At 44.4% G+C, this 13,103-nt stretch carries 10 protein-coding genes; 3 read left to right on the forward strand and 7 right to left on the reverse strand.

The features are described 5' to 3' along the window. Positions 1 to 45: 45 nt before the first annotated feature. Positions 46 to 2,733 carry a leucine--tRNA ligase gene (gene leuS, locus ACP69U_RS05345; protein WP_426138032.1) on the reverse strand — a complete coding sequence of 896 codons (2,688 nt, stop codon included), beginning with the start codon at positions 2,731 to 2,733 and terminating at the stop codon, positions 46 to 48. Positions 2,734 to 2,958: 225 nt separating this feature from the next. Between leuS and ACP69U_RS05350 the strand changes: the two genes are divergently transcribed. Beyond that, entirely contained in the window at positions 2,959 to 3,330 is a 372-nt protein-coding gene (locus ACP69U_RS05350; protein ID WP_426138033.1) for an arsenate reductase, read from the forward strand. A gap of 31 nt (positions 3,331 to 3,361) precedes the next feature. Here the strand turns inward: ACP69U_RS05350 and ACP69U_RS05355 are convergent, their stop codons facing one another. From ACP69U_RS05355 to ACP69U_RS05380, 6 genes are all read right to left on the reverse strand, one after another. After that, positions 3,362 to 3,595, reverse strand: a complete 234-nt coding sequence (locus ACP69U_RS05355; RefSeq protein WP_372861444.1) for a hypothetical protein — start codon at positions 3,593 to 3,595, stop codon at positions 3,362 to 3,364. Between the two features lie 12 nt (positions 3,596 to 3,607). Next, positions 3,608 to 4,522, reverse strand: coding sequence for an acetylglutamate kinase (argB, locus tag ACP69U_RS05360; protein WP_055124537.1), 915 nt, complete (start codon positions 4,520 to 4,522; stop codon positions 3,608 to 3,610). An 82-nt stretch (positions 4,523 to 4,604) separates the two neighbouring features. Continuing rightward, positions 4,605 to 6,383, reverse strand: coding sequence for a phosphomannomutase/phosphoglucomutase (locus ACP69U_RS05365; RefSeq protein ID WP_426138034.1), 1,779 nt, complete (start codon positions 6,381 to 6,383; stop codon positions 4,605 to 4,607). Between the two features lie 90 nt (positions 6,384 to 6,473). After that, entirely contained in the window at positions 6,474 to 6,938 is a 465-nt protein-coding gene (gene dut, locus ACP69U_RS05370) for a dUTP diphosphatase (RefSeq protein ID WP_045444733.1), read from the reverse strand. A gap of 142 nt (positions 6,939 to 7,080) precedes the next feature. After that, the gene (mgtE, locus tag ACP69U_RS05375) at positions 7,081 to 8,484 is read right to left on the reverse strand and encodes a magnesium transporter (RefSeq protein ID WP_426138035.1); all 1,404 of its coding nucleotides are present in this window, start codon (positions 8,482 to 8,484) and stop codon (positions 7,081 to 7,083) included. 112 nt (positions 8,485 to 8,596) lie between these two features. Next, positions 8,597 to 10,630, reverse strand: coding sequence for a UvrD-helicase domain-containing protein (locus ACP69U_RS05380; protein ID WP_426138036.1), 2,034 nt, complete (start codon positions 10,628 to 10,630; stop codon positions 8,597 to 8,599). Positions 10,631 to 11,531: 901 nt separating this feature from the next. On the opposite strand from ACP69U_RS05380, the gene ndhC reads away from it, so the two are divergent. Beyond that, complete coding sequence (gene ndhC, locus ACP69U_RS05385) at positions 11,532 to 12,155, forward strand: NADH-quinone oxidoreductase subunit A (protein WP_426138037.1); 624 nt, start codon at positions 11,532 to 11,534, stop codon at positions 12,153 to 12,155. A 120-nt stretch (positions 12,156 to 12,275) separates the two neighbouring features. Beyond that, positions 12,276 to 12,944 (forward strand): NuoB/complex I 20 kDa subunit family protein, encoded by a 669-nt coding sequence (locus ACP69U_RS05390; RefSeq protein ID WP_025653094.1) that lies wholly within the window; start codon positions 12,276 to 12,278, stop codon positions 12,942 to 12,944. Positions 12,945 to 13,103 lie beyond the last annotated feature (159 nt).

The raw sequence follows: 13,103 nt of genomic DNA on the forward strand, positions 1-13,103 counted from the left end.
TCAGACTAATCATTAAACTAATAAAAAGTACTGAGCCTAAAAAATCTAGCCTACCACCACGATGTTTACCAGCTTATTAGGGACGACGATTTCTTTTTTGATGTCGCCAGTCAAGAATTTTGCCACACTTTCCATCGAACGTGCTTGTGCTTTTAGCTGTTCTGGATCGCTATTTGGGGCGACATCCATTTTACCGCGCATTTTGCCATTGACCTGTACCACCATCGTGATCATATCTTGTACCAGAGCATTTTTATCAACTTCTGGATAATTCAAGGTAATAGTATCTAAACCCAATTGCTCAAGTAAATGTTCACCAATGTGCGGCGCATATACGGATAGCATAATCAGCAGATCCGTCAATGCCTCATGCTGTACCTGTAGGTCTTGCTTGCTATTGGCCTTAAAGCCAGTCAGCTCGTTGGCAAGCTCCATCAAACTTGATACAGGCGTGTTCAATGCCAAACGATCACCCAAATCACTATCGATTTTAGCAATCGTTTCATGGGTTTTACGGCGTAAGTTTTTGGCTTCTTTGCTTAAGCCATCAGTGCTCAAAACTTCATTGTTCAGCGTCTCGATACTTAGGTTCGCGGCAGTAAGCGCTTGCATGTGTTCAGTAGCAATACGCCATACTTTTTTAACGAAGTTATAAGGGCCTTTGAGCGCATCATCTGACCATTCTAGCGTTTGATCCGCAGGCGCGGTAAAGAGCGTATAGAGACGAACAGTATCAGCGCCGTATTTATCGATGGTAATTTGCGGATCGACACCGTTGTTTTTTGACTTAGACATTTTTTCGATTTTGCCAATGGTCACCGGCTGCCCATCAGATTTTAAGATAGCTTTAATTGGTTGACCACGTTCGTCATAGTCGATATCAATGTCTTCTGCAAAATAGTACGTGGTACTGCCATCCGCATTTAGGCGATAGAATGTCCCTGCCAATACCATGCCTTGCGTCATCAAATTAGCAAACGGCTCATTTCCTGACACCAAGTCTTCATCACGCATCAGTTTATGGAAGAAGCGTGCATAGAGTAGATGCATCACCGCGTGCTCAACACCGCCGATGTATTGATCGACAGGCAGCCACTTATTGGCGGCAGATTTGTTGACCATGCTTTGCGCATCATTTGGGCTTGCAAAGCGTGCATAATACCAGCTTGACTCCACAAAGGTGTCAAAGGTATCGGTTTCGCGTTCAGCAGGATTACCGCATTTAGGACACGTTGTATTGACAAACTCTGGAATGTTTTTTAACGGATTTCCGCGACCATCAGGAACGACATCAGTCGGTAAGACAACGGGCAAATCTTGCTCTTCGACAGGTACGGTACCGCAATGCTCACAGTTTACCATTGGGATAGGACAACCCCAATAACGCTGGCGAGAAACACCCCAATCACGGAGACGGTATTGGATTTTTTTCTTAGCAAGCTCTTGTGGTTCTAGTTTGGTCAGCATCGCTTCAAATGCTTGCTCAAAGTCTAGCCCATCAAATTCACCTGAATTGACCAAAGTATTGCGTTCGGTATAAGCACGATTAATCTCAGTATCGTTCGCCTTTGCATCTGCTTCTAACGCATCGAAATAGCCGACAGGGATATCGATGACTTGTTTAATCGGTAAGCTGTATTTAATCGCAAATTCATAATCACGCTCATCATGAGCAGGGACAGCCATCACCGCGCCTGAGCCGTAGCTCATGAGTACATAGTTGGCAACCCATACTGGCACTTCTTCGCCAGTGAGTGGGTGCGTGACCGTAAGACCAGTAGCCATACCGATTTTTTCAGCTTTAGCTAGGTCTGCTTCTGCAACTGAGCCTTTTTTGCAAAGCGCACAGAATTGCGCAATCGCTTCATCATGCTCAGCCGCATACTGCGCTAGCGGATGTTCGGCGGCGACCGCCACATAAGTCACACCCATCAAAGTATCAGGGCGAGTAGTGAACACATCTAAGGTATTGGTCTCGCCAGCAAGCTCATAAGGGAAGTGTACTTCCATGCCTGCGCTGCGACCAATCCAGTTGCGCTGCATGGTCAATACTTCTGATGGCCAGTGACCTTCTAGCTGATCCAAATCATCGAGCAATTCGTCAGCATAATCGGTGATATTAAAGTAATACATCGGAATATCGCGCTTTTCGACCGCAGCGCCACTACGCCAGCCTTTACCATCGATGACTTGCTCGTTGGCTAAGACGGTATTATCAACAGGATCCCAGTTGACTGTTGACAGTTTTTTGTAGACCAAGCCTTTTTTGTATAGCTGTAAAAACAACCATTGCTCCCACTGATAATACTCAGGGCTGCAAGTAGCAAATTCACGTGACCAGTCAATAGACAAACCCAGTAATTTAAGCTGCGCGCGCATGCTGTCAATATTGGCAAACGTCCATTTGGCAGGTGGCGTCTGATTGGCAATCGCCGCGTTTTCTGCTGGCAAGCCAAAACCATCCCAGCCCATAGGCTGCATGACTTCATAGCCCTTGAGGCGATAATAACGGCTCAGTACATCAGAAATCGTATAGTTACGCACGTGACCCATATGCAGCTTACCGCTTGGGTAAGGGAACATCGACAGCATATAGCGACTTGGCTTATCGCTTGGCTCATTGCTCACTTCAAAGCGCTTGTCAGTTGCCCATTTGGCTTGCTGCGCCGCTTCTATCGCTTGTGGGTTATAATGATTGTTTTCAGCTTGGTCAGATGTCACAGTATTGCTCATAGTTGGCTCGAGATTGATTAATACGAATAAATTGGGTGAAATTTCACAATGCCATAGCATAGCGTAATTTGGCGAAAATTGCGACGATATGATAGGGCGTTTACGCATGACGAAGAATACAAATTTGAAAATTTGAGCGGTTTTTAAGGTTTTGGTTATCATAAACCAAATACCCATAGGCTTAGGTATAATAAACAGAATAATGATCATTGATTTGGAGTTTTTATGACCATCACTATTTACGGTATCAAATCGTGCAGCACCATGAAAAAAGCTTTTACCAAACTAGACGAGCTAGGTGTCAGTTATGATTTTCATGATTATAAAAAACAAGGTATCGATAAAGAAACGGTACAGCGCTGGGTAGATAAATTAGGCATTGATAAAGTGCTCAATAAGCGCGGTACGACATGGCGAAAACTAGACGACAGTCAAAAGCAAGCGGCTGATGCTAGTCTAGATAACGCCATTGATTTGCTCGTAGAAAATACCAGTATGATTAAGCGTCCGATCGTTGAAGGTGAGCTGACTGATAAAAATAAGAATATATTACTATGCGGTTATGATGAAGCTGATTTTGATAAATTTTTTTCGTAAAAGAATACGGCTACCATCAATAAAGCCCGAGCTAAGAACCTCTTAGCTCGGGCTTTATAACACCTAAAATAAACCAAATCACACTTGCGAGCCATATAAGCAAGACGTAAAAGCGAATTTGTTCAGCATTCCAATCTAGAGCAAACCAATCAATGAGGAAAAATGACTTCCAGCCTTCTATCCATTTTGCGCCACCATAGCCAATAATCCACCAGCAATATAGGCTTTCTAAGATAAAAAGTAGACACCAGAGCCACAATGCCATGATTTACTCCTGCTACTCGGCCAATGATGAGCCTAAATCACGACTGATTAATGTACCAACTCCTTCATTGGTAAAAATCTCTAACAGCGTGGCATGAGGCACGCGACCATCGACGATCACCGCGCTTTTTACGCCGCTACGCACCGCATCAAGTGCACATTGGATTTTGGGAATCATGCCGCCTGAGATAGTGCCGTCTTCAATGAGGCTGTCGACTTTCTTTGGTGTGAGTCCAGTTACGACTTCGCCGTCACGACCCAGCACACCCTTGATATTGGTTAGAAGCATGAGCTTTTCAGCTTGTAAGAATTCGGCTACTTTACCTGCAACCAAGTCGGCATTGATATTGTACGTATTGCCTTCGCTATCGACCCCAAGTGGCGCGATGACGGGAATAAAGTCAGAGGCAATGAGCATGTTAATCACGTCTTTATTGACACTGACTACATCACCGACAAACCCTAAATCGACGGGCACAGCAATCCCATCTGCGCCAATTTTTTCCATCATCAGTTTTTTGGCTAGGATTAAATTGGCATCTTTACCCGTCAAACCGATAGCGCGGCCACCGTGCTTGTTGATTAAGCTAACAATAGATTTGTTGACGCTACCACCTAAGACCATCTCGACGATATCCATGGTGCTTTTATCGGTGACGCGCATACCATCGATACGGTCTGACTGACGCCCCAACTCTTTTAATAAGTTATCCACTTGTGGACCACCGCCATGCACGACCACGGGATGAATGCCAACAGTTTTTAACAAGACGATGTCGCGGGCAAATGAGCTTTCAAGCGCAGGATCCGTCATCGCATTGCCGCCGTATTTGACCACGATAAGCTTATCGACAAAGCGCTGGATATAAGGCAGCGCTGTGGTCAATACTTCAGCAGTGTTTTTGGCATCATCTAAATTAAGCGTCATTATAAACTCCTAAGTTATGGTATTAAAAAATCATATTTTTATGTGACAGCAACTACTTTGACGGTAACTGTTTTGATCAAAACTATTCGGCAGGAATAGCGACAATTTGTTCCGCCAGTTTTTTATCAAATGGGCGACATAAAGCGGCAAATTTTGCTTGAATGTCGCGTAAGTCTTCTATGCTATCACCAGCAAAGCGTGCGGTAAGATTGTGACTGGTATTTGATTGGCGGAGCACCCCAAAACCATGGGCGAAATCCAAACGCACGCCATCAATACAGCTCAACTTTGTCCCCACTGGCAATAAGCATTTGGCTTGCTTGGACGTCATATATTGCCGACTTATCGAACAACGGCAAAGCGATGGCTGGCTAGTAGCTATCCAATGATCACCAGAATCTTCTGCCACGGTCGCTTCCACGAGCTGGCGTAAATACTGACAAAATTTTGTCAGCTGTACGACGATAGTATCGTCTTTTTTAAGGGTTTTAGGCATCGGCAAATAATGATCCGCCGTACTGACCATAGCAGGCAATTGCTCTGTAATATCAGTCAGAGATTTTTTACCGTGAGCATCGTAAGCCGTTAGCCAATACAGCAATCGTAATGCGGCGTACATGGCATCATCATAAATAATAAAACGGCTATCGTTAAATATGAAATGCCCTGACAATTCACCCGCAAAGACAATTTGACCAGCAGACTGCTGCATCTGTCGGCGCATAAAGCTGCTGCCCGTTTTACTGAGCACAGGTGTTGCGCCAAGCTCAGACAAAAGATTCGGTAGATGATGGGAGCATTTAATATCAAAAAGGATTTGAAAAGGCAGTTGTAAATGGACTGGGCCTTTAGAACACAGCGTTCCAGGGTGTTCGGTCAGCGCCACTTGCGCTAATAAATATAGCAAGTGATCGGGCGTGACAACTTTACCGCTATTATCGACGATCATTAAGCGATCGCCATCGCCATCAAAAGCGATACCTATATCTGCTTGATGTTGACGCACACTTCGCTGTAATTGTTTGAGACGGTGTGGTTCAGTGGGATCAGGATTGCCAGAGGGAAAACTGCCATCTGCGGTGTCATTAATCATGATGACCTGCTGGCAAAAATGCTCAAATAAACGCTGGGCGATATTACTGGTCGCGCCATGCATACAATCTATGACCACCACCACATCAAGGGTGTCAGGTGGTTGTTGGTTATCTTTGGAGTGTTGTGTATTACAGGGATGGATTTGCTTAAAAACTTGAGCGATAGCCTCAATATAAGTCGTCGCGACTTGTGTATCAGATAAATTAAACGGCTGATTACAAATAGATTTAGCAGTTGTATTTTTCAGCGTATTTTGAGCATCAACCTGTGCTTGAGCGTGATTGAGGTGGCAAGCATAGGTAGACCGTGTTTTTTGCCAAAGCAACTGAATCTCTGCATGGCTCGGAGATTGATGGTTGACCAACCATTTAATACCTAAAATGTCTTTAGCAGAATGACTGGCGGTAACGATGATGCCATGACCAGAATATTGCTCTGCCCAAAAAACCATCATGGGGGTAGTAATTAACCCCAGCTGGATAACTTGTAAGCCATATTCAGTCAGTATATCAGCCAATCTCTGAGCGATAATATCACTACCGAGACGCACATCATAACCAAGCACAATGACGGTTCTTTTACGGTCGATACTTGGTTTTGGCAGGCAGGCTTTGGCAGGAGCTGCGGTTGGGTTGCAATCTGCGACACTATAAAGATGAGCAAATGCCTTGCCCAATGCTTGAATAAAGTCAGTAGTGAAATGCTGGCGTGAACCACGAATATCATAAGCACGAAATAAGCATTGCTGCGCAGCAAAAGACGGCATCGCTTACTCTCCTTATGGCGTGATTCACGTGATGGTGATTTTGTGATGACTAAAGTACAATTAAAATGGCAAATCAGTAATGATAACTAATTATTGGCGGCCTGAATGTCCAAAGCCGCCTGCACCGCGTGCACTGGTATCACTAAATTCTGATACCACTTCAAACTCAGGGCGGGCAACGGGTACGACGACATATTGTGCCATACGTTCCGCAGGATTCAACACAAAGTCTTCATTACTACGATTCCAAATACTGACCATCAGCTCACCTTGATAATCGGCATCAATCAAGCCAACCAAATTACCCAAGACGATACCGTGCTTATGACCAAGACCTGAGCGCGGTAAAATCATCCCTGCAAAGTTAGGGTCTTGGATATAAACCGCCAAACCAGTACCAATTAAATGCGTGGCACCGGCTTTAATCGTCAATGGCTCATCAATACAAGCGCGCAAGTCGATACCAGCGCTGCCATCAGTGGCGCGTGTCGGTAACGAGAAGGCTTTATCTTCAGTAATTTTAGGGTTTAATACTTTAACTTGTACAGCTTGCATAACGCACTCACTTAACGGTTGGATAGTTTCTAAATAATATTGTTTCTAAATAATATTGTTTCTAAATAAGATAATTTCTAAATAAGATAATTTCTAAATAATATTGCTTGTAAATAATATAGTTTTAACGTTGGCTATGTGATTATAGTATCAACACACTCGCCAAACCCAAGAATGACATAAAGCCGACGATATCTGTCACGGTGGTTAAAATAACCGAGGCGGATAGGGCAGGGTCAATATTCATGCGTTTTAGGAGCAGTGGAATACTAATGCCCGAAACGTTAGCAGCAGTCATATTGATGGCAATGGCAAAACCAATGACGGCACTGATTTTAATGTCATGAAACCATAATTGGGCAATAATCGCCATGATTATCGCCCATATGATACCGTTTATCGCGCCAACCCACAGCTCTTTATTTAATAACCACAAACGGTTGGAACCACCGATTTGACCCATCGCCATACCGCGAATGACGACAGTTAATGTCTGCGACCCAGCAATACCGCCCATACTCGCGACCACAGGCATGAGTATCGCCAGCGCCACCACTTTTGCCAGTACCGCCTCGAACTGACCAATCACAGCGGCAGCCAATAAGGCGGTACACAAGTTAATGCCTAGCCAAATACTGCGGCTTTTGGCACTGGTCAAAATAGGAGCAAACAGTTCTTCATCTTGGCTGACACCCGCGAGGTTTTTCATGGTGCTATCGACATCATCTTGGATAATTTTCATGATGTCCTCGCCATTTAACTGACCGACCAATTCACCGTGGCTATTAATAACGGGGGCAAAACGAATGTCCTCTGAGCGGAAAATCGCCGCGGCATCTTGGATGTCTAAGCGATCATTAATGGTGATGGCGTTATCAATCAATTCTGAGACTAAAGTAGTTTGATCGTGTTTAATCAAATCGACCAGACTGAGCAGCCCGAGTAATTGTTGGCTTTGATCGACGACCAGCAGCTCTTGGCTTTCATCATCGAGCAAATCGTCATTTTCTCGTAGCCAGTTCTGTACTTCTGCAAGAGTGATATCATCCCTAATCTGAATGAGGTCAGGATCCATGTAACGCCCGACTTCCCAGTCAGCATAGGTATCGAGCTTATTGACCTGCACTCGGATGTCTTCATCCAAGGTTGCCATCACCGAAGTACGCACACTTTCGGTGACGGTGTCTAAAATCTCAGAGATGTCTTGCGCATCAAGGTCTTGGGTAAATAAGGAAATGTCTTTCGATGAGACGTTTTCTAACAGCGGCTGGCGTGTATCAAACTCTAACTCGGCAAGTACTTCGCCTTTGATGTTTTCTGGTACTTGTGCCCAAATCAATAAGCGATTTTGGCTAGGGAACGATTCTAATAGGCTAGCAATCTCATATTTGGACTGCTTTTCTAAAAACTCAGTAATCGCCTCGTATGCCTTGTCAGCAACCAAACTTTGCAGGTATAGAAGCTTATATTCGCCGCTATACTCTGCTGGATTGTAATCTCCCTGTAGCGTAGATGGTCGTTCCTGATCAGGCATAGGGGTAGGCATATAGGTTCCAAAGTTTTTAGAAAGTATAAATAATAACAAACACTAAAATGTCGAATAAGTGCTAATTTCTCATGTCGCTAACTGGTGATGCTCTCAAGCGTTGAGCCTAACGCTAACGATTACCCAATAAAGCGCGAATATTAGCCAAGTATTCATCAGCAACGGCCTCAGGGTCTTTAGTCGCTTTTTTCTTTTTCGCCTTGGCTGGCCAGTCGATATGCTCTTCTGGTAACTCATCTAAAAAGCGCGATTCAGAAGTGACACGCATCTGACCGCCCGCACGGCGCTGAGTCGCTAGCGTCAATGTCAGCTCTCGACGCGCACGAGTAATGCCCACATACATCAAGCGCCGTTCTTCTTCGACCGTCTCGCTTAGGATGGAATTGCGGTGCGGTAGCATTTCTTCCTCAAGCCCCATGATATACACAAAATCAAATTCCAAACCTTTTGCTGCATGCAAGGTCATCAAGTTAACCTTGTTGGTATTTTCTTCTTCTTGCTGTTGCTCGAGCATATCCAGCAACACCAGCTTACGAATGATGGTATCAATAGTGCGGTCTTCGTCTTCTTCGGCCCGATTAATCAGTGATTGAATACTAGTGTAGAGCATATCAATATTATCGATACGGTTTTTTTCTTGTTGCGGGGTTTTAGCGTCGCTACGCACAAAGTCGATATAACCCGTTTCATCAATCATTTGACGGACGATAGGCACAGGGTCAGGATGCTGATCCAGCTCACGCGTATAATGTTCAATAAACTCACCGAACTCCTTTATCGTACCATAAGCCTTCGATGGCAAAACATGCGCGAGCCCTGCATGCGTACAAGAAGCGAGTAGCGAGATGCTATGCTCTTGTGAAAATAAGCCTAACTTCTCTAGCGTTGCTGGCCCCATTCCACGCTTAGGCGTATTAATAATACGTAAAAACGCACTGTCGTCTTCAGGGTTCAGAATCAAACGTAGGTAGCCCATGATGTCTTTGATTTCACTACGCGCAAAGAACGACTGACCGCCAGATAATTTATAAGGCACTTGCAGTTGACGCAACTGCGCCTCTAGCATGCGCGCCTGAAAGTTACTGCGATATAGAACCGCATACTGCTCCCACTCATTACCGAAACGCAGTTTATGAGTGACAATCTCTTTTGCCACACGCTCAGACTCATCATCATCATTACGACAGTTAATAATGCGAATTTTTTCACCTTGACCTTTATCTGACCAGAGTTTCTTTTCAAATAAATGCTCGTTATTGGTAATAACGGCATTGGCAGAGGTCAAAATACGCGTGGTCGAGCGATAGTTTTGCTCAAGCATGACGATTTTGAGTTTTGGGAAATCTTCTTTGAGTAGCGCCATGTTTTCAGGTTTTGCCCCGCGCCACGCATAGATAGATTGATCGTCATCGCCCACGACGGTAAAACGCCCTTGCGGTCCGACTAAGTATTTAATCATCTCATACTGGGCGGTGTTGGTATCTTGATATTCATCGACCAGCAAGTAACGAATACGGTTTTGCCATTTATCGCGCAGCTCTCTGTTTTCACGTAATATCTTGGTCGGCAGGACAATCAAATCATCAAAATCAACGGCGTTATAAGCACGCAAATTGCGCTCATATAAGGCATAGAGGGTCGCGAAGATCATGTCTTCTGGATCGTCTAAGGTTTCCATCGCCTTATCTGGTGCAATTAGGTCGTTTTTCCAGTCAGAAATCATTTTAATGGCTTTGCCGACCAATTCACGACTTTCAGCGCCGCTTAAATTATCACGCATCATCAGCTCCATCAGCAAACGCTTACTGTCGTCACTGTCCATGATGGAGAAGTTACCTTTGAGCGGGGTATGAATCAGCTCATAGCGCAAAAACTGTAGCCCAAATTGGTGAAAGGTAGACACCGTCAGCCCGCGAGTTTTTTCACTCGGCAGCAATTTACTGACACGGGCTTTCATCTCGCGCGCCGCTTTATTGGTAAAGGTCACCGCGGTGATACGCTCGGCTGGCATGTTGCATTCTTCGATTAGATACGCAATCTTGCGGGTAATCACCGATGTCTTACCGGAGCCGGCACCTGCTAGCACAAGCAATGGACCGGATACGTAAAGCATCGCTTCTTGTTGTTTGGGATTAAGTTGACTCATAAGGTGACCTGTAAGACAAAAGCAAAAAGAAAGCAAAAAAGGCGAGTGTTGATATCAAGCGTTGCTCAGTGAGATAAAAACAGCACGTATGAGGCAGATCGATAGCGCAAAATGGCAACATAGCATTATAGTTGGTTGCATCATTTCGATATCAAAACATGGCGTCGATAAGGTTAATCAACCTATCCGCTAATCACGCTCATGACCATTAATATTTTGTGACAATTAATCAAGAGAGCCATCGTTAAAACAGCCGCTGATACTACCATGCAATTAGGCGGGTTATTATAAAGCAAAAACCGTCACATTGGGGAGGAGTTCAAGGATCGGCACCCAGTAAAAAAGCGTTAATTTTTCGTGACTTATACTATATATACTAGCGTCCATTCAAAAATGTGGATTTGGGCTTAATATAAGGTAACGTCTATATCATAATTCATGGCAAAAAAAACATGTTTCTTTCACCTATAAAGTGACCGTTCAATACAGTTAAAAACTAGCTTTTAGGCACTGATATGCGTATAGTACGTAAATAATTTATGCCAGTTGTCTCGTCATTGTTGACCACGTGTAATGAGCTATTAAATCAATTAAATAAACTATCGAATATGATATTGATTTAATACGTTGATCTTACGTTGTTAGAAGATGCGTTAGGCGACCAGCCTTTCTCCGTTATACATCGGAGTATCTATAGTTGGTCATGTCTGACATCGTCGTCAATAAGCTTGATAATTGGTTATTACCAGCACAGTATCTATATGAGCCATTGAGTTATTAAGACCCAATGGCAGTTACTTTGTGTTTTCGTCTGCGTTATGCCAGTCGCTATTACCACTCTATAGTTTGTGAGTATGTGCGCTGAGCTTGACACTCGATTGGGTGAGGAGCACGTATTATCATGTCTGCTTTTAATTGGTCAGCCATTGCTTTTATCTTAGCCGCCATTGGGCTAGTGGTCTTTATGCTGGTTGTGCCGCGTTTGCTTGGCGGTCGCTCTCAGGGCTCACAAAAAGAAGAAGTATTTGAAGCGGGTGTTGTCGGAGCTGGCAACGCCCGTATTCGTTTGTCTGCCCAATTCTATTTGGTGGCAATCTTCTTCGTTATCTTTGATTTAGAAGCGCTATATTTATACGCTTATGCCGTTTCAGTACGTGAAGCAGGCTGGCTGGGCTTTGCCGCAGCCGCGATATTCATTACCATCTTGATCATAGGCTTGGTATACGAGCTCAGTCTGGGTGCGATGAATTGGGCACCATCGGACAAGCGCCGCAAGCAACCACGTCTATATGCAGCTCCGGCAGGTTTTAATTTGGCAGATATTACGCAGTTTGATGGCGTCGATGAGCTGATGGTCGATCCAACTGGCAAGATACCAGCCCAGTCTTCAGGGCAGATTAATGTCTCGAACAATATCGAGACCAACCGTCGTCACTTGCAAAATATCGATCATATTAATACTACTGGTAATGTGACTTCCATGGATTTTGCTACATCTGCGCAACAAGACAAAGTCAAACGCTAATCGCTTTTGACGGTCTTGTGGCACGTTACTGCAAAATGGTCGCTTATTAATAATAGAAGTTAAGGGGATAGCGGAAGCAAGATGATTGCTGCGCTTCGCCTAATATAAAGGTTGTATGTTATGAAATACACATTAACAAAAGCCAACCCTGATGCAGATGTCTATCCTGCACAGACCAGCCAAACGGTCAATGATCCAATCGAAGACGAAGTGAATAAAAACGTCTTTATGGGTCGTCTCGAAGACCTTGTCCATTCAACAGCAAACTGGGGGCGCAAGCACTCACTTTGGCCATTTAACTTTGGTACCTCTTGCTGTTACGTCGAATATGCCACTACCTTAACCGCCGTTCATGATTTGTCACGTTTTGGTGCCGAAGTTATTCGCGCATCACCCCGTCAGGCGGATGTGATGATCGTTGCTGGTACTTGTTTTGTCAAAATGGCACCGGTTATTCAGCGCCTCTATGAGCAAATGCTTGAGCCAAAATGGGTTATCTCGATGGGTGCCTGTGCTAACTCGGGTGGTATGTATGATATCTATTCGGTCGTGCAAGGCGTGGACAAAATTATCCCTGTTGATGTCTATGTGCCCGGTTGTCCGCCGCGTCCAGAAGCGTTGATCCAAGGCTTGATGTTGCTGCAAGAGTCGATTACTAAAGAGCGTCGCCCGCTAGGTATCCATGTCAATGATCAGGGTATCTATCAGCCACAAATGACGCCTGAGCGTGACCGTAAGCAAGCAGATCGTATCGCTGTGAAAAACTTGCGTAGTCCAGACAGTATTTAATCAGCGAGCCTGTAGCCAAACTGCATTTGATAAATAGCATATTAGGCATAAATTATTTGGTTATATCATGTTTTAGTTTGGCTCAATCATACACAATCCGTAAAAGTGCTCAGTACGCATATATTCATCGTAGTTCGCTTATGTTTAGCGTAGTTCAGT

Origin of the sequence: Psychrobacter sp. TWR1-1-1 (genome assembly GCF_049895865.1) — a bacterium.
In the GTDB taxonomy this organism is placed as follows: domain Bacteria; phylum Pseudomonadota; class Gammaproteobacteria; order Pseudomonadales; family Moraxellaceae; genus Psychrobacter; species Psychrobacter immobilis_A.

What these genes read in the sequence shown, in the direction of transcription:
- ACP69U_RS05390 (WP_025653094.1), top strand. Translation starts at nt 12,276, where the DNA reads ATGAAATACACATTAACAAAAGCCAACCCTGATGCAGATGTCTATCCT.
- dut (WP_045444733.1), bottom strand. Translation starts at nt 6,938, where the DNA reads ATGCAAGCTGTACAAGTTAAAGTATTAAACCCTAAAATTACTGAAGAT.
- ACP69U_RS05380 (WP_426138036.1), bottom strand. Translation starts at nt 10,630, where the DNA reads ATGAGTCAACTTAATCCCAAACAACAAGAAGCGATGCTTTACGTATCC.
- ACP69U_RS05355 (WP_372861444.1), bottom strand. Translation starts at nt 3,595, where the DNA reads ATGGCATTGTGGCTCTGGTGTCTACTTTTTATCTTAGAAAGCCTATAT.
- ndhC (WP_426138037.1), top strand. Translation starts at nt 11,532, where the DNA reads ATGTCTGCTTTTAATTGGTCAGCCATTGCTTTTATCTTAGCCGCCATT.
- ACP69U_RS05350 (WP_426138033.1), top strand. Translation starts at nt 2,959, where the DNA reads ATGACCATCACTATTTACGGTATCAAATCGTGCAGCACCATGAAAAAA.
- mgtE (WP_426138035.1), bottom strand. Translation starts at nt 8,484, where the DNA reads ATGCCTACCCCTATGCCTGATCAGGAACGACCATCTACGCTACAGGGA.
- leuS (WP_426138032.1), bottom strand. Translation starts at nt 2,733, where the DNA reads ATGAGCAATACTGTGACATCTGACCAAGCTGAAAACAATCATTATAAC.
- ACP69U_RS05365 (WP_426138034.1), bottom strand. Translation starts at nt 6,383, where the DNA reads ATGCCGTCTTTTGCTGCGCAGCAATGCTTATTTCGTGCTTATGATATT.
- argB (WP_055124537.1), bottom strand. Translation starts at nt 4,522, where the DNA reads ATGACGCTTAATTTAGATGATGCCAAAAACACTGCTGAAGTATTGACC.